Genomic DNA, 20,781 nt, shown 5'->3' on the forward strand with positions numbered 1-20,781 from the left:
GCGACGGTGTGCCCACCCCCCTCCGGGTACCCGCAGACCATGACAACCCCCGACCTGGACCTCACCACACCGAAGCCCGGGCACCACCCCCTGCGCGACCGCGTCCTCGCCCTGGACCGCCGTCTCTTCGAGTCCGCGGCCGGCCGGCACTGGCCCGGGGCGGACCACGTCCTGCCCCGTCTCTCCCGCGGCGCGAACCACGGCGTCCTGTGGTTCGCGGCCGCGGCCGCCCTCGCGGCGAGCCGCACGCCCCGGGCCCGCCGTGCGGCGACCCGCGGGCTGGCCTCGCTGGGCCTCGCCTCCCTCGCCATCAACACCCTCGGGAAGCGCTCGGTGCGCCGACCCCGCCCCGCGCTGGACCCGGTCCCGCTGATCAGGCAGCTGAAGCGGCAGCCGATCACCACCTCGTTCCCCTCCGGGCACGCCGCGTCGGCCGCCGCCTTCGCGACCGGTGTCGCCCTGGAGTCCCCGGCCTGGGGCGCGGTCGTCGCCCCGGTGGCCGCCTCGGTCGCCCTCTCCCGCGTGTACACCGGCGTCCATTTCCCGAGCGATGTCCTGGCCGGCGCGGCCCTGGGCGCGGGCGCCGCGTTCGCCGTACGGGGCCTGGTGCCGACGCGGACGCAGGCCCTCCCGCCGGCGCGGCCCCGTGCCGAGGTCCCGGCGCTGCTGGAGGGCGAGGGGCTGGTGCTCGTGGCGAACACCGCCGCGGGAACCGCCGAGCGTGCCCGCGCCCTGCGCGACGAGCTCCCCCGGGCCGAGGTCGTCGAGTGCGAACCGCAGGACGTGGCCGCCGAGTTGGAGAAGGCGGCCGGCCGCGCCCGGGTCCTCGGCGTGTGCGGCGGCGACGGCACCGTGAACACCGCCGCCCGCATCGCCCTGAGTCACCGGCTGCCCCTCGCCGTACTGCCCGGCGGCACCCTCAACCACTTCGCCTACGACCTGGGCGTGGAGGACGCCCGCGACCTGGCCCGTGCGCTGCGCCAGGGCGATGCGGTACGCGTGGACGTCGGACGGTTCTCCTGCGGCGAGGAGCACGGCGTCTTCCTCAACACCTGCAGTGTCGGCGTCTATCCGGAGCTCGTGCGGGAGCGGGAGCGCTGGTCGCACCGGATCGGCGGCTGGCCGGCCGGCGTGCTCGCGGCCCGGCGCGTGCTGCGGGCCGATCGGCATCCGCTGGAGGCCGAGTTCCAGGGCCGTACGCGTCCGCTGTGGCTGCTGTTCGCCGGGAACGGCACCTATCACCGCGTGGGGCTCGCGCCCGGGCGCCGGCTGGACCTCGCGGACGGGCAGCTCGACGTGCGGGTCGTGCACGGCGGGCGCCGGCCCGCCGCGCGACTGCTGGCCGCCGCCCTCGCGGGACCGCTGACCCGTTCGCCCGCCCATGCGGCCGTCCAGGTGGGGCGGCTGCGGCTGGACCACGTGGCGCCCGGCACGCTGCTCGCCTACGACGGCGAGGTCATCGACGTCGAGGGCCGCGTGACCCTGGAGAAGATGCCCGAGGCACTGACCGTGTACCGGCCCATCACCGGCTACTGACTGACACCCCGTCAGTCCATATAGCAGGATACGGATCTCATTATACGGCCAGGATGCGTACGGTGATCCCATGCCGACCGGAGGAACGGAAGGGGTGGGATCCGCCATGCCGGAACCACGGGAGACCGCCGTCTACACGCACGGACACCACGAGTCGGTGCTCCGTTCGCACACCTGGCGGACCGCCGCCAACTCGGCGGCGTATCTGCTGCCCTCGCTCGAGCCCCGCATGAAGATCCTGGACATCGGCTGCGGACCGGGCACGATCACCGCCGACCTGGCGGAGCTCGTGCCCGGCGGGCACGTCACCGGTGTCGACCGGGCCCCGGAGATCCTGGAGCAGGCCCGCGCCACCGCGGCCGGGCGGGCACTGGGCAACACCGACTTCGCCGTCGCCGACGTGCACGCCCTGGACTACCCCGACGACACCTTCTGCGTGGTCCACGCCCACCAGGTGCTCCAGCACGTGGGGGATCCCGTGCGGGCCCTGCGGGAGATGAAGCGGGTCGTCAGGCCCGGTGGCATCGTCGCCGTGCGGGACGCGGACTACGCGGCGATGACCTGGTATCCGGCGTCCGCGGGGCTCGACGCCTGGCTGGACCTCTACCGCCGGGTCGCCCGGGCCAACGGCGGCGAGCCGGACGCCGGGCGCCGGCTGAAGGCCTGGGCGCTGCGCGCCGGGCTCACGGACGTCACGGCGAGCTCCGGGACATGGACCTTCGCCACACCTCAGGAGCGGGCCTGGTGGAGCGGGCTGTGGGCCGATCGCACCCTGGCCTCCACGTACGCGGACCGGGCCCGGCTGGGCGGGCACGCCGGTGAGGAGGAGCTGCGGGCCGCGGCCGGCGCGTGGCGCGAATGGGGCGAGCGGGAGGACGGCTGGTTCAACGTGCTGCACGGAGAAATTCTCTGCAGAAAGAAAGCCTGAAACAGAATTTCGGGGACACCCTGAATGCAGGAGGTCATATCATGGTTCCCATTCTGCTGGTACTGCTTCTGGCTTTGGTTCTGTTCGGTGCCGGATTTGCGGTAAAGGTACTCTGGTGGATCGCGTTGGCGGTTCTCGTCCTGTGGCTGCTGGGATTCTTCGTGCGGGGCACGTCGGCAGCCGGGAGCCGAGGCCGGTGGTACAGGTGGTGAATCAGCCCGCTGATTCAGCAGGCTGATTCAGCCCCCGTCGCGGGGAAGCAGCGGTCCGAGCGGCCCGAGGTCCAGATTGAGGTCCTCGGGCCGCAGTCCGTAGCGATCGCGCAGTTCCGCCATCCGCTCCTCGAGCAGCATGAGCGTGAGCCCGACCCGCTCCTCCTGCTCCTCGCTCAGGTCCCCCACGTCGAACCTGCGCAGCGCCTGGCGCTCCATGAGCTGGCGCAGCAGTTCCACCACCGTCAGCACGAGTTTGACCAGGTCGCGCTCGACGGTGTCGGGCTCCAGGTCCATCCGGTTGCGCTGCGGACGAGGGTTGGGCCGGGGGGTGGGACGGGGGTTGTCGGCCGACATCACAGCAACTCCTCGAACGGTGAGGACACCTGGGCGTTCACCGAGCTGATGAGCGCGTTGAGGTCGATCCGGACCAGGTCGACGTCGGCGATGCGCAGCGTGATGTCCCCCGTGATCACGACGCCGCCGGCGAGCAGCCGGTCGAGCAGGTCCACGAGGGCGACCTCACGGCGTTCCACTACGGTCACGGCTTCTCTCCGTCGGTCATGTGGCCTCCCCGGCGAACGAATAGGCCGCCCAGGGGCCGGTGAGTTCGATGCGCATTCCGGGCGCCTCGCCCTTCGTGCGGTCCACCAGTTCCACGAATTCCTCGGAATTGGCGCGCGGCACCAGATATGCGGCATTCAATACGTTCCGCCCGGTCGCCTTGGAAAGCGCGGGATTCTGCGGGGGGTGCAGCCGGGAATCCTCCGCGAATGCGGAAAGGTTTTCGTGCAGTCGGGTCGAGAAATGCTCGGCCTTCTGCCACATCTCCTCGTGCGACCTGGTCTGCATGCGCCGCTGCCGCAGATAGTCCCGGCCCGACGCGGCTTTCTGCGCGGGCCGGGGGCTTTCCTGCTGTTCGGACTCGGCGTACACCTTCACGCCCCACTCGACCCGGCCCTCCAGGCGCTCGAGGGTGCGCTGGAAGTCCTCTTCGCGGGCCTCCATCATCGTCCGAACCCCGCTGTCGTCCCGGAAGACTGTGCCGAGCCGCAGCGGCAGCGGGGTCGTGACGGTGGTGAGCGCGTCGATCACGCCCTGGTGGGCGCGGGCGGTCTCGGTGAGCCAGTCCAGGTCCTCCAGATGGCGGTGGAGCGGTTCCTCGGCGAAGTCCCGCTCCGGCACATGGCTGACCACGGCGACGAGACCGTGATGGGTCAGCGCCCGGGGCGGATCGCCCGCCACCCCGGACAGCTGGGACTGGAGCGGCGTACCGAAGGGGCGGCAGACGGCGTAGACGTACCGCAGTCCGGTCACGGGGCCTCCTTCTTCTCCGCGCGGCCGGGCTCCAGCTCCTCCAGCCGGGCCAGCCTCTCGCGCAACTCGGCGTTCTCACGGGTCAGTTCATCACGGCGGGCCCGTGAGCTCAGGTTCGGGTCGCTCTCCCACCAGTCGATGCCCATCTCCTTGGCCTTGTCGACGGAGGCGACGATGAGCCGGAGCTTGATCGTGAGCAGTTCGATGTCGAGCAGGTTGATGCGGATGTCGCCCGCGATGACGATGCCCTTGTCCAGCACCCGTTCCAGGATGTCAGCGAGGTTGGCGCTGCTTCCCTGGCCTCCGTAGGGTTCGGGCATCCTGCTGGGCGTGGTCATCGACGGCTCCCGCCCTCGGCGTACTCGTCCTCGTACTCCTCTTCAGGCTCCTCCTCCGCTTCCTCCTCGGGCTCCTCCTCGCCTTCGGCCTCTTCGTCGTACTCGGCCTCGGCGTCTTCTTCGTACTCGCCCTCGGGTTCTTCCTCTTCTTCCTCTTCTTCTTCCTCGTACTCGCCCTCCGGCTCCTCTTCCTCCGGCTCCTCGCCCTCGGGGCGCTCCTCCTCGGACTCCTCCTCGGCGAGCGCGTCCTCGTGGCTGCGGACGACCTCGCCGTCGCGGATCTCGCCGCGCCAGCCGTCCTCCGCCTCACCCTTGATCGTGATGAACCGGACGTAGTTCTTGAGGTCGAGCCGGGCACGGCGGCCCTGGGCGCGCCAGATGTTGCCGGTCTTCTCGAAGAAGCCGGAGGGGTAGTACTCGATGACCAGGAGGACACGCGTGAGGCTGTCGGTGAGCCGGTGGAAGGAGACGACACCCTTCGTCGTGCCCTTGGCTCCCTCCGAGGACCAGGCGATGCGGTCGTCCGGCACCTGCTCGGTCGTCTTCGCCTTCCAGCTGCGGTTGGACCAGAAGACCTTCAACTGCCAGTCGGAGGCGGTGTCGTCGGCCTTGCTCGCGGCCTTGACGCCCTTCGCGAAGGTACTGAAGTCCTGGTACTGGGTCCACTGGTCGTACGCCGTGCGCAGCGGTACTCCGACATCGATGTGCTCGATGATGACGGTGGGCTTGTTGCCGGAACGGCCCTTGCCCTTCCCCTTGCCCTTGCCGCCGAGGCCCTTGAAGGCACCGGTGACCTTGTCCTTCAGGTGCGAGCCGCCGGTCTCCAGTGCGGCGCGCAGCGGCCCCTTGCCCTCGGCGATCTTCTTGCCGCCGTCGAGGGCGAGCTTGGCGAAGCCGGGGCTGTTGCCCTCGGCGATGTCGTTCAGCTTGCCGGTGGTCTCGCCGAGTTTGCGGCCCGCGCCGGTCAGTATGCGCGTGGCCTGAGCGGCGAGGTACTCCTGCAGTTCGGCCTTCAGCCGGTCGGCGGCCTCGCTGTGGGCCACGTCGGTGAGCGGGTTCTTCGTCGCGCCGTTCGCGGCGGACTTCGCCGATCCCAGGGTGTCGCTCATCCCTCACCGCCTCCCTTCGGCAGTCGGGACCGAGCGCTGCCGCCCCGGTTCCCGGCGGAGGTCGCCTTCTTCGCGGCCGTGGTCTTCTTCGCCGCCGGCTTCCGGCCCGCCGTCTTCTTCGCCGGGGCCTTCTTCGCGGGCGCCTTCTTGGCGGGAGCCTTCTTCGCGGTCTTCTTCGCGGGCGCCTTCTTCGCGGGCGCCTTCTTGGCGGGGGCCTGCTTCGCCTCCGGCTCCTCGTCCTCTTCCTCGCCCTCGTCGGGTCCGGAGTCCTCGGGCTCCTCGTCCTCTTCCTCGGCGTCTTCGTACTCGGCGTCCTCGGCGTCCTCGTCCTGCCCGCCGGGCACCACGCCCGTCAGCTGGTCGCGCACCTGAGCGGTCCGGCCGTGCAGCCGGTCGGCGAGGGAGTCGAGCTGGCGCTCGACCATGGCACCGGAGGCGGCCTTGCCGACACCGCGCAGGTCCTCGCGCAGCTGGTCCCCGATCTCCTTGAACTGCGGGTTGTTCTGCAGCTGCTGCTGGAGCAGCTCCGCGACCATGCGCGGGCTCAGGTTCAGCTTCTTGCCTGCCACCAGTCCGCCGATGGCGATCGCCATCTTCAGCTTTTTGGTACGTCCCAGCAGGTATCCGGCCCCCACCGCGAGGCCCAGTCCCGTTCGGTTCATTGTGCCGTCCCTTGTTGGCCTGTTCCCGCGCTCCCGCGCGAGGCGGTCTCCAACCGGTCGAGGAGTTCGTCCTCAAGACGGTCGAACTCCTCGTCCGTGATCTCTCCGGCCTCCAGCCGCTCCTCGAGGCGGGCCAGTTCGGCCTGGACCGTGGCGGGGTCGTAGTAGATCCGCTCGGCCTCCTGCAGCACCTGATTGATGGCCCAGGCACTGCCGCGCACGGGTGCGAGAGGCAGCAGCAGCACCTCGGAGATCAGGCCCATGTCGTCACCCCGCTCCGGTGGTGTCCGTGCCGCTCGCCAGGGTGCCCGCCGGCTCGGCCGGGCCGGGCTCGACGAAGCTGTACGGCGGCAGCGGACCGTTGACCCGCACCTCCAGGTGCGGCATGTCCTTGCGGGCCTGCTCGACCGCGGCCAGGAAGTGCTCGGCCGACTCCCGGTCCACCAGGTACGACACATTGGCCAGCCAGCCGGTGGACTCGGGGCCCGTACTCACGTCCTCGGCGGCGGAGTCCAGAGCGCTCCGGAGTGCGGCGGCGTCGTCGGCCTCCCTGGCCTTGACCGCGGCCGCGACCAGCTCGCCGAGCCGGATCTTGTCGTCGTAACTGCCGCCACCGGACTGCCGGTTGGCCTCCGCGAGACCGCGGATGTCGGGGCTCTGGGCCATCACCTGGTGCAGGACGGCCTCTTCGACGTGGTTGGCCTTGACGTTGTACTCGACCCGGCCTTCCAGCGCCCGCAGGCGTTCCTTGTAGTGCTCGGCACGCTCGGCCAGCACCCCGGTGATCGAGTTGTCGTCCGGGGCGACGCTGCCGAACCGCATGGGCAGCACACAGCCGGCCGCACCCGCCTCGCTGAGCACGTTCTGGTGGGCGAGCAGGTCCCTGCGCTTGGGCCGCAGCCCCTCGGGCGCCTCACTGACGACGGCCGCCAGCTCGCCCTCGCGCAGGATGCGCACCGGGCGGGGCGGGTCGCCCACACCGCCCATACCCTCGGGCAGCGCCGGGTGCGCGGTCGCCGCGATGCCGTAGACGTAGGTGCTCACTCCTGCTCCTCCTTCCGGCGGGCGGACGTGCTCTTACGGGCGCGCGGACGGGACTCGCCCTGGCGCTCGGAGCCGTCTTCACGCGCCTGCTTGAAGGCGTCGGAGATGGTCTCGGCGGCGCCGGACAGCGCCCCCTTGGACTTGCCGCGCGCGCCGGACTCGGTCATCTCCCCGACCAGGTCGGGCAGGCCCGGGTCCTTGCGCGGCCCGGCCTCCAGGTCGAGCCGGTTGCACGCCTCGGCGAAGCGCAGATAGGTGTCGACGCTGGCGACGACGACGCGTACGTCGATCTTCAGGATCTCGATGCCGACCAGGGAGACTCGCACGAAGGCGTCAATGACCAGCCCCCTGTCCAGAACAAGTTCGAGTACGTCGTAGAGACCGCTGCTGCCGCCTCCGCCGCCGGACTGCTGTGCCGGTACGACAGTCATGCCGGATGTTCCTCCTCGTGTATGGGTGCGGGTCCGACCGGGCGGCCTAGCGGCCGCCAGGCCTGCGCGCGTCGGATCGACCGCGTTCGTAGCGACGGACGCGCCGGTAGCCCGTGAGCTGCCCGTCGGTGTCGAGCTCCACCTGGTAGCTCGCCATCAGGCTCATCGTGTCGGGCACGCGCTCGAGCTCGAGGACCTCGACCTCCAGCGCCCAGCCCTCCTCCGTCTGCTCGAAGGACGACACGGACTCGGCCTCCATGCCGGTGAGTTCCGCGAGCTGGCCGCGCGCCTGGCGCAGCACATCCATCGGGCTCGGCCGCTTCGGGGCCGTCTGCTTCCGGGCCGTCTTCTTCTGAGCCGTCTCGTTCGGTTTGCTCGAATTCTGAGAGTCCTGGGATTTCTGTGAACTCTGTGACTCTTGCGTGTCTCTTGTGTTCGACATGGCCACCTCCCCCTCCGTGTGGCCGCAAGAGTGTTCGCCAAACCTCTGGGGTCTCATGCATCTGCCACCCGCCTGGTGAGGCGGGTGGGGCTCAGGCGCGCAGGGCGTTCAGCCGCCGCCGGGCCGGGCCCAGCGCCCGGCCGCGGCCGAGCAGGCCGGACCAGGGGTTGGTGCAGGCCTGCTCGACGGCGTCGGCGACGGTGTAACTGCGGGCGTTCAGCTCCGGGTCGTCGAGCTGGTCCCAGGTGATGGGGGTCGCCACGGGCGCGCCCGGCCGGGGCCGGACCGTGAAGGGCGCGACGGCGGTCTGTGCGTAGGCGTTGCGCTGCACGTCGAGGTAGAGCCGCTCGCCGCGCTCCTTCTTGCGGGCGGCGGTGGTGAGCCGGTGGGGATGGGCGTCGGCGAGGGTGTCGGCGACGTCCCGGGCGAAGGCGCGCACCTCGTCGAAGTCGTGCCGGCCGTTCAGCGGCACGATCGCGTGCAGTCCGCGCGAGCCGGTGGTCATCAGCGCCGAGGGCAGCTCCAGCTCTTCGAGGAGCTCCCCGAGCTGCCGGGCGGCCTCGCGCACGGCCTCGAAGTCGTCGCCCGCGGGGTCGAGGTCGAAGACCATCCGGTCGGGGTGGTCGACGCTGTCGGCGCGGGACAGCCAGCGGTGCAGGGCGATGCTCGCCTGGTCGGCCAGGTAGAGGAGGGTGGCGGTGTCGTCGCACACGGTGTGACAGACGGTGCCGCCCTCCTTGGCCACCTCGACGCGGGTGATCCACTCCGGGTAGGAGTCCGGGGTGTTCTTCTGCATGAACCTCGGGCCGTCGAGCCCGTCCGGGTGCCGCTCCAGCATCAGCGGACGGCCGCGCAGGTGCGGCAGCATGAAGGGCGCGACGGCCCGGTGGTAGTCCACCAGGTCGCCCTTGGTGTACTCCTTGGCGTCCGCGCCGCCGGGGAAGAGCACCTTGTCCGGCCGGTGGACCGTCACGGTGCGACGGCCGGCCCGCACCCTGCGTGTGCCGTCGCCGCCGCTCACGGCACGACCGCCTCCTCCACCAGCAGCCGCCCGGCCGCGGCGATCGACTCGGCGTCGATGCCGGCGGCGTGCAGCGCCTCGGCCGGGGACGCCGAGCCGGGCATCGACCGTACGCCGAGCCGCACCAGGCGCGGGACGGGCCGTCCGTCGGTGAAGGCGTCGAGGACCGCGTCCCCGATACCGCCCTCCGGGTGATGGTCCTCGACGGTCACCAGGCAGCCGGTCTCCTCGGCGGCCCGGCGCAGGGTGGCCCGGTCGACGGGCTTCACGGAGTACAGGTCGATCACCCGCGCCTGGATGCCCTCCCGCTCCAGGGCGTCGGCGGCGGCCAGTGCCTCGTGCACGGTGACGCCCGCCGCGACGAGGGTCAGCCGGTCGCGCTCGGAGGAGCGCAGCACCTTGCTCCCGCCGACCGGGAACTCCTCGTCGGGGCCGTAGAGCACCGCGCTCTCGCCGCGCGAGGTGCGCAGATAGCGGACGCCCTCCAGGCCGGCCATCGCGCCGACGAGCCGGGCGGTCTGGTTGGCGTCGCACGGGTACAGCACGGTCGAGCCGTGCACCGCCCGCATCATCGCCAGGTCCTCCAGGCCCATCTGGCTGGGCCCGTCCTGGCCGATGGCGACGCCGGCGTGCGAGCCGACCAGGTTGATGCCGGCGCCGCTGACGGACGCCATCCTGATGAAGTCGTGGGCCCGGGTCAGGAAGGCCGCGAACGTGGCGGCGTACGGCATCCAGCCGCGGGCGGCGAGCCCGACCGCCGAGGCGACCATCTGCTGCTCGGCGATGTAGCACTCGAAGTAGCGGTCGGGGTGCTCCTTGGCGAAGAACTCGGCGCGGGTGGAGTCGCCGACCTCGCCGTCCAGGGCGACGATGTCGCCGCGGCCGGTGCCGAGCGCGGCGAGTGCCTCGCCGAAGGCGTTGCGGGTGGCGACCTCCTCGCCCTTGTCCCACTTGGGGAGTTCGTAGTTCCCGGTGTGGACGGCGTGCAGCATGCGGGCGGCCGGCGGTTCCTGCACCGCTACGCGGATGTCGCGCGGTCCGCCGAGCTCGGCGATCGCCTCCTCGGCGTCCGGCAGCGGCTTGCCGTGCAGGCCCTCGCGGTCCTGGACGCCCTCGACGCCCTTGCCCTTGAGGGTGCGGGCGAGGATCGCGGTGGGCTGGCCCTTGGTGGAGGCGGCCTCGCCGTAGGCGCGGTCGACGGCGTCCACGTCGTGCCCGTCGACCTCGATGGTGTGCCAGTCGAAGGCCTGGAAGCGGCGGGCGTAGGCGTCCAGGTCGTGGCCGTGCCGGGTCGGGCCGCGCTGGCCGAGCCGGTTGACGTCGACGATCACGGTGAGGTTGTCCAGGTGCTCGTATCCGGCGTGCTCGGCGGCCTCCCACACGGATCCCTCGGCCAGCTCGCTGTCGCCGCACAGCACCCATGTGCGGTAGCCGGTGCGGTCCAGCCGCTTGCCGGCCAGCGCGATGCCGACTCCGACGGGCAGGCCCTGCCCGAGCGAGCCGGTGGCCGTCTCGACCCACGGCAGGCGCTGCGGTGTGGGATGCCCTTCGAGGCGGCTGCCCAGCTTGCGGAAGGTCAGCAGTTCCTCGTCGTCGATGGCGCCGGCCGCCTTGTACGCGGAGTACAGCAGTGGCGAGGCGTGTCCCTTGGACAGCACGAAGCGGTCGTTGCCGGGGTGCGCGGGGCGGTCGAAGTCGTAGTGGAAGTGGTGTGCGAGCAGTACGGCCATCAGGTCGGCGGCGGACATCGAGGACGTCGGGTGCCCGGAGCCCGCGGCGGCGGCGGCGCGGACACTGTCCACGCGCAGCTGCCGGCCGAGATCGGTGAGTTCACCGGTGTTCATGAGTCTCCTTTCGCGGAGTCGTCCGGCGGGTCGGAACGCTTGACGGGACCGGGGGCGATACCGGGGCCCGGGGGTGGTTGATCGTCAGGGGGCTGGGGAGCGGGCGGCGGCTGATTCTTGGCGGGCTCACCGCCGGGCTGGTTCCTCGCGGGCTCACCACCCGGCTGGTTCTTGGCCGGCTCACCGCCAGGCTGGTTCTTGGCCGGCTCACCACCCGGCTGGTTCTTGGCCGGCTCACCACCACGCCGATTCCTGGCGGACTCGCCACCAGGCTGATTCCGCGCGGATTCACCACCGGGCTGGTTCTTGGCCGGCTCACCACCAAGCTGATTCCGCGCAGGCTCACCACCAGGCTCGTTCTTGGCCGGCTCACCACCAGGCCGGCTCCGCGCAGGCTTGCCACCCCGCTGTCCCCCGGCAGGCTCACCGCCGGGCCCGCTCCTGGTCTGCGTATCACCGAGCGGTCCCTTCGCGGGCTTGTCGGCGGGCCAGGTCCTGGCCGGCTCTCCGCCCGGGCGGCCCTTGGCGAGCTCCTCTTCCGAGCGCCGCTCCGCGGCCCCGGATCCAGGCTGCACCTGCGTCACCCCGGATCCGGGCTGCCCCTTCGCGGGCTGGTCTCCGGCCCGGTCCGTCCCGGACCCGGTGCCGGTCCCCCCGTCGTATGTGTCGGCCTCGATCGCGGCGCCCGGCCCCGAGCGGGCGCTCGCCTCCTGCCGTGTCCCGGGCCCGCCCGGCACCCTGGCCACCTCCGGAGACGACGTGTCCAGGGGCACGGACCAGGACCGTACGAGCCCCAACTGCACGGCCTGGCGCGGCAGTACGGCGTCCAGCAGCCAGTCGGCCGCGACCCGGACCCGGTTCCCGGGCATGGCGGCGAGATGGTAGCCACGCGTCACCGCCCCCGCCGGTACCCCGGACAGCGCCACGCCGAGCGGATTGGCCGCGGCCTTCGCACCACCGAGGTCGACGACGAAGCCCCGGTCGCGATGGCGATAGGGCTTGCGCTCCCCGCCGAGCCCCAGCGACGCGGCGACGTTCTCGGCCGCGACCTTGCCGTGCCGCCAGGCGTGCTGCGCGGTCATCGGCGTATAGCTCCCCGGCTTCTCCAGATCGGGCACCGCGGCCGCGTCACCGCACGCGAACAGCTCCGGCCGCCCCGGCACCTGGAGGTTCGGATCGACGAGCAGCCGCCCCTTCTCCAACGGCAGCCCGAGGGACTCCACCAGCGGGTCGGGCCGTACTCCCACGCACCACACCAGCGTCCGGGTCTCGACGAACTCGCCGTCGCTCAGTACGACCCCGTCGGGCGTGGCCTCCTTCACGGAGGTCCCCGTCCGCACGTCCACGCCCCGCTGCCGCAGCACCCGGTCGGCCGTCGCGGACAGCTTGTCGTCCATCTCGGGCAGCACCCGTGGCGCCACGTCCAGCAGGATCCAGCGCGGTCGCATGCCCTGCCGCAGCGGATGCCTGCGGACCTGCGCGTCGGTGAACATCTGCCCGTGCGCGGCGACCTCGGTTCCGGTGTATCCGGCGCCGACCACGACGAAGGTGCAGCGCGCGGCGCACGACTTCGGGTCCTCGGCGACGGCCGCCAGCTCCACCTGCCGGGTCACATGGTCGCGCAGGTACAGCGCCTCGGGCAGCCCGCGGAAGCCGTGCGCGTGCTCGGCGACGCCCGGGATGGGCAACAGCTTGTTGACGCTGCCCGCGGCGAGCACCAGCCGGTCGTAGGCGAGCGTGCCGCCCTCGCCCTCGGGGCCGGTGTAGTGCAGAGTGCGTCCGTCGAGGTCGATCCCGTCGGCCTCGCCGAGCACCAGCCGTACCCGGGGCAGCGTGTCCGAGAGGGAGACCGTGACCCGGCGCGGCTCCAGGACGCCCGCGGCGACCTGGGGCAGCAGCGGCAGGTACAGGAAGTAGTCGGTCGGGTTCACCAGGGTGATGTGGGCCCTGCCCCGGGTCCGCCGGGCCAGGGTGCGCGCCGCGCGGTAGCCGGCGAAACCGGCACCGACGATCACGATGCGGGGTCGACTCACGGTTCGCCTCCGGCGCTGTCGCGTACCTCGGGAGCCTTCCGCGTCCCCCTGGCCAGGGCACCCAAACGTCCGCCGGGCCCCTCCCGGGCGGAACCCCGCCGGTTTCCGGACCGGCGCCCGGGTACCCGGTGCGGGACACGGACGCCCACGTCGCGGAGGCACTCCCCCATGCCCGAGTACGGCTATTTCCTCTCGTGCGAGCAGTACGGACCCGCCGAGCTGGTCGAGCAGGCGCGGATGGCCGAGCAGGCCGGATTCCAGGCGCTGTGGATCTCGGACCACTACCACCCGTGGAACGACGAGCAGGGCCAGAGCCCGTTCGTCTGGTCGGTGATCGGCGCGCTGTCCGAGGCGGTGTCCCTCCCGATCGAGACGGCGGTGACCTGCCCGACGGTGCGGATGCACCCGGCGGTGGTGGCGCAGGCCGCGGCGACCAGCGCGGTGATGACGGCGGGCCGCTTCCGGCTCGGCGTCGGCTCCGGCGAGGCGCTCAACGAGCACATCCTCGGCGATCACTGGCCGCCGGCCCATGTCCGTCTGGACATGCTGGAGGAGGCCATCCAGGTGATGCGCCGGCTGTTCACGGGCGAGGAGGTCAACCATCACGGGCCGCACTACACGGTGGAGAACGCCCGCCTGTACACGGTGCCGGACGAGCCGATCCCGATCGACATCTCCGGCTTCGGCCCGGCGGCGACCCAGCTGGCGTCCCGCGTCGGCGACGGCTACATCAGCATCGCGCCGGACGAGACGATGGTGGAGCAGTACCGCAAGGGCGGAGGCGGCGGAAAGCCGGTCAGCGGCGGCACCAAGGTCTGCTACGACACCGACGGGGACGAGGCCGTACGGACCGTCCACCGGCTCTGGGCGAACGAGCAGCTGCCGGGGGAGCTGGGCCAGGTGCTGCCCTCCCCGAAACACTTCGAGCAGGCACAGCGGCTGGTCACCGAGGACATGGTGCGCGAGAACCGGGTGTGCGGCGACGACGTGGACGACCACGTGGCCGAGCTGAAGCAGTTCACCGACGCGGGCTTCGACCGGGTCTACGTCAACCAGATCGGCCCCGACCTGCGCGGCTTCTTCGACTTCTACCGCACGAAGGTGCTGCCGCAGCTGGAGAACTGACGGCGGACCGGCCCGGTCGGTTTGCGGCCACGGCCTCGTCGTCGAAGCGCCCGTGCGCGTCGAAGTTCGTACGGGCCAGATAGCGGTCCAGCAGCCCGGGGACGACGGCGTTGGCGATGAGCGTGGCCGCGGTGGAGCCGCCCACCCCCGGCCGGCCATCCGGTTCAACACCCAGTCGAACTGCGGGGTGTTGAGCCCCGGCTATGGAGCGGCGCGTCCCGGGTGCCGAACACACAGCCGAGGTAGGTCACTTCGGTCACCCGGCGGAACTCGTCCGCGTCGGAGACGTCCACGCCGACGACGAGGGCCTCGCTCCCGGCGCGCCGCACCTCGTCCGCCGCGGCGGACGAGGTGCGGGCCGTGGCCCGTCCGACACCGCCGGTGGCTCCGGTCACCACCACCGCGCGGTCGTGCCGGCGCGATGCGCGATTCCCCCGCACCCGTGTCATGCCTCGCGGCGGGGTACGTCCGGGTCGTCCGTCGGCCGCGGGGGCACCGTGCCCGGGGCGGGCGGGGCCGGCGGCACGGGCGGGTACGGCAGACCACCGGCAGCCGCGGCGGCCTGGCCCGCGGCCTCATGCCCCGGGACCGCATCGGCCGTCTGCCCGGAGCCGGGGCGGGCCGGCCGGGCCATGCCGCGCAGCACATAGGCAGCGGCGCCCAGGATCACGGCGGTGATCAGCGCCGCCGCCCAGTCGGGCAGGCCGAGGGCGAGGGCCAGTCCCACGGCGAGTGCGAGGGCCGCGCCCGCGTACAGGGCGAGGGCGCCGGACGCGGCGTACAGCGAGGCCTTGCGGCGCTGCTTGCGTGTCTGCTCGCGCAGTTCGTCCCGTACGGTCTCACGCGCCACCTGTGCCAGCTCGTCAACCAGATGCTTGTCCAGATGCTCCAGGTGATCCATCGGCTTCATACCCGGCCGGGTACCCGCGCCCCCCAGCGCGTAACTAGGCTCGTCCCCATGGAGATTCTGGGTGCCACACTGCGCGTCTGCGTCGACGACCTCGAGACCGCGATCCCCTTCTACGAGCGGCTGGCGGGCGGCAGCGCCCAGCGCTTCGAACGGGGCGGAGTCGAGGTGGCGGCGATCGGCTGCTTCCTGCTGATGAGCGGTCCCCCGGCCGAACTGGAGGTGCTGCGCAAGGTCTCCGCGACGATCGCCGTCAAGGACGTCGACGACACCCACCGGGTGCTCACCGAACTGGGCGCCCACATCGTCGCGGGCCCGATCGCGTCACCCGCCGGCCGCAATCTGATCGCGCTGCACCCGGACGGGTCGATCTACGAGTACGTGGACCGCAACCCGTCATGACCGCCGGGGCCGGACTCAGCGCCGGTCCGGCCCCGTGACCATCTCGGCGGTGATCGCCCAGCGTTCGTGGTCGCGCCAGGCCCCGTCGACGAAGAGCATCTTCGGCGAGAAGCCCTCCAGCCGGAACCCGCAGCCGCGGGCCAGGGCGATCGACGCGGCGTTCGCGGGCTGGACGTTGATCTCCAGCCGGTGCAGCCGCATCGGGCCGAACGCGTGCCGCACGACGAGGTCCAGCCCTTCGCGCATCAGCCCCCGCCCGGCGGCGTGCGCGAAGGCGCCGTAGCCCAGCGCCCCGGACTGGAAGCCGCCCTCGACGATGTTGTTGATGTTGATGAACCCGGCGATGGCCCCGTCGCCCTGCTCGCCGGTTCCGCCCTTCTCGCAGACGAGGAAGCCGGCCTTGGACGGGTCCTCGATCAGCCGGCCGGCGTAGGCGGTGTAGGCCTGGGCGCTCTCGGGCGGGAAGAGCCAGGGGTGGTGCAGGTCCTTGCTCTCCCGCGCCCGGGCGGTGAACTCGGCGCCGTCCCCGTAGGTGAAGTGGCGTATGCCCACCCGGGGGCCTTCGGCGAGGTAGCGGGACGCGTTGTGGGGCACCCCGCCACAGTAGCCGCGCCTCCGGTCAGGAGCCCGCGACGGGCAGCCGCAGCACCCCGGTGTTCCGCGGCCCGCTGACCACGGTCACCGGTTTGATCCCCCGGTTGCCGAAGTACGCGTCGTCGCTCGCCGCGATCACGAAGCTCAGCCGGTGCCCCTTCTCGTACCGGTGCACGATCCCGGGCAGCGTGACGGTGAAGCTCTTGGTCACGTCCGGTACCCGGACCGGCGCGACCAGACGGCGCACCAGGGTGCGGGTGCCGTCGGGGGCGACGTCGTAGAGCTTGGCGAACAGGACGAGCTTGTCGGCCGCGTCGCCGGAGTTCTGGGTGCGCTCTGCTTTCGGGGAGTGCACCTTGAGCGTGGCCCTGGGCGCGCCCACCACGTCGAGGGGGCCTGACAGCGGCGCGCTGGTCCAGCCGAGGTAGGTGCCCTCCGTGTCGTGCGGTGGTGTGTCGGGCAGCCCGATGAGGCCGGAGAGCGAGCTCTCCGAATGGCTCGTGGGGGTCAGCCAGTTGGTGTAACCGCGGCTGCCCCGGGCCACTTTGTTCCGGTTGTTGACGAGCTTGCCGTCGCCGGAGAGATACAGCGTGCGGCTCAGCTCGGGGAGGTGTTCGGCGGTGGCGTAGGCGCGGTCCGGGTCGGTGATCCAGTCCCGGTGGTAGGCGAAGGCCGGTCCCGTGTCCACCTGCGTCCGGCCGCGCAGATGGCGGTCGAACCAGGCGAGGACGCGCCGGCCGACGTAGCTGGTCTCCAGGTTGCCCCTCGACAGATCGAGTTCACCGGCGCCGGGGCCGGTGAGCCCGGCGCTGTGGCCCCAGGACTGCCAGATCATCTTCACGGGGGTGCCCTGAGCGCGGAGCGTCCGGTATGTCGCCGTCGCCTCGTTGAGGTTGAAGAGGGTGTCGGCCTGCCCCTGGACCAGCAGGGTGGGTGCCTTGACTCGGTGGAGATAGGAGGCCGGGGAGACGCTGCGGGCGAAGGCGAGCAGCTCGGCGGTCCGGTCGGCGGGGTAGCGGCCGGAGTTGAGTGTGTGGATGGTCCGGCAGGCCTTGGTGACGAAGTGCAGGCAGGACATGGAATTGATGCGGGACAGGTCGAGGCTGGGCTGGAGCAGCGGCTGGCCTTCGCCGATGAGGTAGAAGCCGTTGGTCCACTGCCACTTGAAGGCGCCCGGGACGCCGGTGCCGCCGGTGGCGTTGTTGGGGTCCAGCGCGTACGCCAGGTCGTTCCAGGTGATCATGGGGACGAGCGCGTCGAGGCGGTGGTCGACGGCGGCCGTGGCGAGCTGGACGGCGCCGCCGTAGGAGCCGCCGATCATGCCGACCCGTGGATCGCCGGGCCGGTCGAGGGTGACGAAGTCGGCGGTGGTGCCGTCGTCGGCGGCGCGTTTGCCGCCGAGGAAGTCGACCAGTCGCGCGGCGGCGGCACCGTCGATGGCCGGGTCGTCGAGGGAGATCAGACAGCCGCTGCGGCCGAATCCGAGCCCGGAGTAGATGAGGGAGACATAGCCGCGCTGGGCGAAGGCCTTGCCGATGGTGTCCGTCGAGCCGTCCGACTTGCTGCCGCCAAAGCCGTTCGTGCCGAGCACGGCGGGCGCCCGGTGGTTCCGGTCCACGCCCGCCGGGCGGTACAGGTCGGCGTCGACCGTGCAGGGCCGGCCACCCGCCCGGACGGTGAACTTGAGCGGGGTGACGGTGTAGGAGTCCGCCGCGGTGGCGGGCGGAGCCAGGGTGAGGGGGACGGCCAGGGCGGCGCCCAGAGCGAGAGCGAGCGGCGCGCGGGATCTGGGCACGCGTCGGGACACACGGACCTCCACGGTGGGGACAACCCGGATACCGACCAGTAGGTACTTGGTCGTAGTCATCGTGTGACACGTGTCAGGGAGCGTCAATCACCGAAACGAGGGTTTCTTGACAGGATTTCAGTAACAGCATGCTCAGCTCAGGGCCGGTTCGCCGAACGTCAACGTGCCTTTCCCGGCGTCCAGTTCGGCCGCCATGCCCAGGGGTATCGTCAGCGCGCCCTCGCCGTGCCCGAACCCGAACTCCTCCACGACCGGGACACCGAGTCCGCCGAGCCGGTCGGCGAAGACCGCGCGCAGGTCCTCGTACGGGCCGCACGTCGCCCAGGAGCCGAGCGCGATCCCGGCGACCCCGTCCAGCCAGCCGCCGCGCAGGAGTTGGGTCAGATACCGGTCCAGGCGGTACGGGCTCTCGCCGATGTCCTCGATCAGCAGCAGTCCGTCCCGGGCCGTCGCGTGGGCGTGCGGGGTGCCGAGGTCGCTCGCGAGCAGGCTCAGACAGCCGCCCAGCGTGACGCCCCGGGCCCGTCCGGGCACCAGCGCGCCGCCGCCCTCGGGCACGGCCGTGACGGTCCGCACGGACTCCGGCTCGAAGAGGGTCGCCCGCAGATGCTCCTGGGCCCGGGCGTTCTTGAGGAAGTCGACGCCGGCGACCGCGGGTCCGTACAAGGTGACCAGTCCGAGGCGGGTGGCGAAGGCCTGGTGCAGGACGGTGATGTCGCTGAACCCGGCGAACACCTTCGGGCCCGCCGCCCGCATCGCCGCCCAGTCGAGCAGGTCGACCATGCGCTGCGCCCCGTACCCGCCCCGGGCGCACAGCACCGCGGCGACGGACGGGTCGCACCAGGCGTCCCGCAGGTCGGCGGCCCGCTCGGCGTCCGTGCCGGCCAGATAGTCCAACGCGCGGTGCCGGCCCAGCACATGGGGCGCCACCACGGGATCCAGGTCCCAGCCGCGCAGGATGTCGAGCCCGGCCTGGAGCCGCTCCTCGGGCACGGGCCCGCTCGGCGCGACGACGGCGACACGGGCGCCGGGGGCGAGCCGGGACGGTCGCAGAAGCTGGTTCACCTGCTGAGCTCCAGGGTCGGGATGCCGTGCGGATCGAGCCGGAACACCTGGGCGTACAGGGAGAGTTCGGCCTCCAGGGCGCGCACCATGGTCTCCGCCCGCCGGAATCCGTGTCCCTCGCCCTCGAAGGCGAGATAGGCGTGCGGTACCCGCCGGCCCTCCAGCCGGGCCAGGAACCGCTCGCACTGGACGGGCGGGCAGATCACGTCGTCCAGGCCCTGGAGCAGCAGGAACGGCACACCGAGGCGGTCGGCGTGGCCGGCGGGCGAGCGCTCCGCGTACCGCGCGGGCACCTCGGCGAGCGGCCCGATCAGGCTCTCCAGGTACTGCGACTCGAAGTCGTGGGTCTCCCCGGTGCCCCAGCCGGTGAGGTCCAGGATGGGGTACTTGATCGTGCCGCAGGCGTAGACGTCGGTCGTGGTGAGGGAGGCGGCCGCGGTCCAGCCGCCGGCGCTGCCGCCCCGCACGGCGAGCCGCACGCGGTCGGCGGTGCCCTCGTCGGCGAGGGCCAGGGCGACGGCGGCGCAGTCCTCGACGTCCACCACGCCCCACTGCTCGCGCAGCCGCTCGCGGTAGGAGCGGCCGTAGCCGGTGGAGCCGCCGTAGTTCACCTCGGCGACGCCGATGCCGCGCGAGGTGAAGTAGGCGATCTCCAGGTCGAGCACGAGCGGTGCGCGACCGGTGGGCCCGCCGTGCGCCCAGACGACGTACGGCGGCAGTTCGCCGCCGGGCGCGACGCAGCCGGGGTGGTGCGGCGGGTAGATATGGGCGTGGATGTCGCGTCCGTCCGGGCCGGTGAAGGCGCGGATCTGCGGCTCGGGGTAGTAGGCGGGGTCCACGGCGTCGTCGTGCTCGGCGCCGATGACGCGGGCGTGGCCGGTGACGGCGTCCAGTTCCACGACCTCGTAGGCGCTGCGCGGGCTGGCTCCGACGGCGGCGACCCGCTCGCCGTGCGCGGCGAGGGTGGGCGCGAACTCGGTCCAGGGCCCGGCCGCGTCGACGACCTCTCCGGTCTCGGGGTCCAGGATGCCGAGGGCGGTGGCGCCCCGGCCGTGCACGACGGCGATCAGGCCGCTGTCGAGCGGCGCGAACCATCTCATGCCGAGCTTCCACAGTGCCCCGCCGAACTCCTCTTCCCGCGGGCACAGCGGCTCCCCGTCGAGGTGGAGGTTCCACCAGCCGCTGCGGTCGCTCGCGTGCAGGAGGCGGCCGTCGTGGGTCCAGTCGGCCTGGGCGATGGACTCGCCGGGCCCGCCGGCCACGGTCCGCGCGTCGTGCAGGCTGCCGTCGGGGCCGATGTCGGCGAGGACCAGTTCGGTGCCGTCCCACGGCATGCGGGGATGGTCCCAGGCGAGCCAGGCCGCCCGCCGCCCGTCGGACGAGAGCTTGGCACCCGTCACGAAGCGGTGCCGGGCGTCGGTGAGTTCGCGCACGGCGCCCCGGTCCTGGGCGGCGGAGCCGTCGAGCGGGACCGCGGCCAGGACGCGGCGCACATCGGTGGGTCCGTCGCCGGTGAACTCCTCCAGCACGCACCACACTTCGCCCCGCTCGGGGCGCGTCAGCGGCTCCGCCCAGCGCAGGCCCCCGCCCACGGGGGACACCGGCGTGAGGGGGCGGGGCTCTCCGCCCGGCTCGTACCGGTACAGCCGCTGGTCGGCGAAGTTCACGAACACCACCAGCGGGCCGTCGTCGCCCGCGTGGGCCGCCCATGGATGGCCGCCGTACTCGATGACCCGGCTGCGCACGTTCCACGGCGCGGGCAGCACCGGCTCCTCCGTGCCGTCGGCGTGCCGCCGCACCAGGGTGCGCCGGCCGCCCTCGGCGGGGCGGGGCTCGGTCCACCACACCTCGTCTCCGACGAAGCCCACGTACTCCGGGTGCCCGTCGTGCGCGGCGGCCAGGGCCGCGTCGATGGGCGAGGGCCACGCCCCGTACGCCAGCGTCCGCACTCTCTCCCCCACTCC

Annotated in this window: 23 protein-coding genes and 1 pseudogene; 5 read left to right on the forward strand and 19 right to left on the reverse strand. The window is 72.2% G+C overall.

Annotated elements, in window-relative coordinates; all coding sequences use genetic code 11:
* The first annotated feature begins 39 nt into the window (after positions 1–39).
* The 3 genes from ACFT32_RS07380 (at position 40) to ACFT32_RS07390 (ending at position 2,676) form a co-directional block, all read left to right on the forward strand.
* The gene (locus tag ACFT32_RS07380) at positions 40–1,536 is read left to right on the forward strand and encodes a bifunctional phosphatase PAP2/diacylglycerol kinase family protein (RefSeq protein ID WP_382486740.1); all 1,497 of its coding nucleotides are present in this window, start codon (positions 40–42) and stop codon (positions 1,534–1,536) included.
* A 106-nt stretch (positions 1,537–1,642) separates the two neighbouring features.
* On the forward strand, positions 1,643–2,464 hold the full coding sequence (locus ACFT32_RS07385; protein WP_382486742.1) for a class I SAM-dependent methyltransferase: 822 nt from the start codon (positions 1,643–1,645) through the stop codon (positions 2,462–2,464).
* A 41-nt stretch (positions 2,465–2,505) separates the two neighbouring features.
* Positions 2,506–2,676 carry a hydrophobic protein gene (locus ACFT32_RS07390; RefSeq protein ID WP_382486744.1) on the forward strand — a complete coding sequence of 57 codons (171 nt, stop codon included), beginning with the start codon at positions 2,506–2,508 and terminating at the stop codon, positions 2,674–2,676.
* 27 nt (positions 2,677–2,703) lie between these two features.
* Here the strand turns inward: ACFT32_RS07390 and ACFT32_RS07395 are convergent, their stop codons facing one another.
* From ACFT32_RS07395 to ACFT32_RS07455, 13 genes are all read right to left on the reverse strand, one after another.
* Positions 2,704–3,033, reverse strand: coding sequence for a gas vesicle protein K (locus ACFT32_RS07395; protein ID WP_382486746.1), 330 nt, complete (start codon positions 3,031–3,033; stop codon positions 2,704–2,706).
* Positions 3,033–3,221, reverse strand: a complete 189-nt coding sequence (locus ACFT32_RS07400) for a gas vesicle protein (RefSeq protein ID WP_184588487.1) — start codon at positions 3,219–3,221, stop codon at positions 3,033–3,035. Before ACFT32_RS07400 ends, ACFT32_RS07395 begins: the two co-directional genes overlap by 1 nt.
* A 16-nt stretch (positions 3,222–3,237) precedes the next feature.
* Positions 3,238–3,993, reverse strand: a complete 756-nt coding sequence (locus tag ACFT32_RS07405) for a GvpL/GvpF family gas vesicle protein (protein ID WP_382486748.1) — start codon at positions 3,991–3,993, stop codon at positions 3,238–3,240.
* On the reverse strand, positions 3,990–4,331 hold the full coding sequence (locus ACFT32_RS07410; RefSeq protein WP_215117553.1) for a gas vesicle protein: 342 nt from the start codon (positions 4,329–4,331) through the stop codon (positions 3,990–3,992). The genes ACFT32_RS07405 and ACFT32_RS07410 overlap by 4 nt, the downstream gene beginning before the upstream one ends.
* Complete coding sequence (locus ACFT32_RS07415) at positions 4,328–5,440, reverse strand: SRPBCC family protein (protein WP_382486750.1); 1,113 nt, start codon at positions 5,438–5,440, stop codon at positions 4,328–4,330. Before ACFT32_RS07415 ends, ACFT32_RS07410 begins: the two co-directional genes overlap by 4 nt.
* Positions 5,437–6,102, reverse strand: coding sequence for a DNA primase (locus ACFT32_RS07420; protein ID WP_382486752.1), 666 nt, complete (start codon positions 6,100–6,102; stop codon positions 5,437–5,439). Before ACFT32_RS07420 ends, ACFT32_RS07415 begins: the two co-directional genes overlap by 4 nt.
* Positions 6,099–6,365 (reverse strand): gas vesicle protein GvpG, encoded by a 267-nt coding sequence (locus tag ACFT32_RS07425; RefSeq protein ID WP_382486754.1) that lies wholly within the window; start codon positions 6,363–6,365, stop codon positions 6,099–6,101. Before ACFT32_RS07425 ends, ACFT32_RS07420 begins: the two co-directional genes overlap by 4 nt.
* A 4-nt stretch (positions 6,366–6,369) precedes the next feature.
* Positions 6,370–7,146, reverse strand: a complete 777-nt coding sequence (locus ACFT32_RS07430) for a GvpL/GvpF family gas vesicle protein (protein ID WP_382486756.1) — start codon at positions 7,144–7,146, stop codon at positions 6,370–6,372.
* On the reverse strand, positions 7,143–7,577 hold the full coding sequence (locus ACFT32_RS07435; RefSeq protein WP_382486758.1) for a gas vesicle structural protein GvpA: 435 nt from the start codon (positions 7,575–7,577) through the stop codon (positions 7,143–7,145). Before ACFT32_RS07435 ends, ACFT32_RS07430 begins: the two co-directional genes overlap by 4 nt.
* Before the next feature lie 46 nt (positions 7,578–7,623).
* Entirely contained in the window at positions 7,624–8,019 is a 396-nt protein-coding gene (locus ACFT32_RS07440; protein WP_382486760.1) for a gas vesicle protein, read from the reverse strand.
* 91 nt (positions 8,020–8,110) lie between these two features.
* The gene (gene ligD / locus ACFT32_RS07445; RefSeq protein WP_382486761.1) at positions 8,111–9,040 is read right to left on the reverse strand and encodes a non-homologous end-joining DNA ligase; all 930 of its coding nucleotides are present in this window, start codon (positions 9,038–9,040) and stop codon (positions 8,111–8,113) included.
* Entirely contained in the window at positions 9,037–10,884 is a 1,848-nt protein-coding gene (locus ACFT32_RS07450) for a transketolase (protein ID WP_382486762.1), read from the reverse strand. The genes ligD and ACFT32_RS07450 overlap by 4 nt, the downstream gene beginning before the upstream one ends.
* Positions 10,881–12,917, reverse strand: a complete 2,037-nt coding sequence (locus ACFT32_RS07455) for an FAD-dependent oxidoreductase (protein WP_382486764.1) — start codon at positions 12,915–12,917, stop codon at positions 10,881–10,883. The genes ACFT32_RS07450 and ACFT32_RS07455 overlap by 4 nt, the downstream gene beginning before the upstream one ends.
* A gap of 168 nt (positions 12,918–13,085) precedes the next feature.
* Here ACFT32_RS07455 and ACFT32_RS07460 point away from each other — a divergent pair, with 168 nt between their 5' ends.
* Positions 13,086–14,042, forward strand: coding sequence for an LLM class F420-dependent oxidoreductase (locus ACFT32_RS07460; RefSeq protein ID WP_382486766.1), 957 nt, complete (start codon positions 13,086–13,088; stop codon positions 14,040–14,042).
* Here ACFT32_RS07460 and ACFT32_RS07465 read toward each other — a convergent pair.
* Positions 13,966–14,491: pseudogene (locus tag ACFT32_RS07465) on the reverse strand (hypothetical protein). The gene ACFT32_RS07460 and the pseudogene ACFT32_RS07465 sit on opposite strands and share 77 nt — an antisense overlap.
* Positions 14,488–14,952: a phage holin family protein gene (locus ACFT32_RS07470; protein ID WP_382486768.1), complete on the reverse strand. Its 465-nt coding sequence runs from the start codon at positions 14,950–14,952 to the stop codon at positions 14,488–14,490. The pseudogene ACFT32_RS07465 and the gene ACFT32_RS07470 overlap by 4 nt, the downstream one beginning before the upstream one ends.
* Positions 14,953–15,000: 48 nt before the next feature.
* On the opposite strand from ACFT32_RS07470, the gene ACFT32_RS07475 reads away from it, so the two are divergent.
* Positions 15,001–15,351: a VOC family protein gene (locus ACFT32_RS07475; protein ID WP_382486769.1), complete on the forward strand. Its 351-nt coding sequence runs from the start codon at positions 15,001–15,003 to the stop codon at positions 15,349–15,351.
* A 15-nt stretch (positions 15,352–15,366) separates the two neighbouring features.
* Here the strand turns inward: ACFT32_RS07475 and ACFT32_RS07480 are convergent, their stop codons facing one another.
* The 4 genes from ACFT32_RS07480 to ACFT32_RS07495 all read right to left on the reverse strand — a co-directional run bounded on the left by ACFT32_RS07480 (position 15,367) and on the right by ACFT32_RS07495 (position 20,778).
* Entirely contained in the window at positions 15,367–15,945 is a 579-nt protein-coding gene (locus ACFT32_RS07480) for a GNAT family N-acetyltransferase (protein ID WP_382486771.1), read from the reverse strand.
* A gap of 25 nt (positions 15,946–15,970) precedes the next feature.
* Positions 15,971–17,812 (reverse strand): CocE/NonD family hydrolase, encoded by a 1,842-nt coding sequence (locus tag ACFT32_RS07485; RefSeq protein ID WP_382486773.1) that lies wholly within the window; start codon positions 17,810–17,812, stop codon positions 15,971–15,973.
* 72 nt (positions 17,813–17,884) lie between these two features.
* Positions 17,885–18,817, reverse strand: a complete 933-nt coding sequence (locus ACFT32_RS07490) for an LD-carboxypeptidase (RefSeq protein WP_382486774.1) — start codon at positions 18,815–18,817, stop codon at positions 17,885–17,887.
* Positions 18,814–20,778 (reverse strand): S9 family peptidase, encoded by a 1,965-nt coding sequence (locus ACFT32_RS07495; protein ID WP_382486776.1) that lies wholly within the window; start codon positions 20,776–20,778, stop codon positions 18,814–18,816. The genes ACFT32_RS07490 and ACFT32_RS07495 overlap by 4 nt, the downstream gene beginning before the upstream one ends.
* Positions 20,779–20,781 lie beyond the last annotated feature (3 nt).

Source organism: Streptomyces sp. NPDC057002 (genome assembly GCF_042673825.1).
GTDB lineage: Bacteria > Actinomycetota > Actinomycetes > Streptomycetales > Streptomycetaceae > Streptomyces.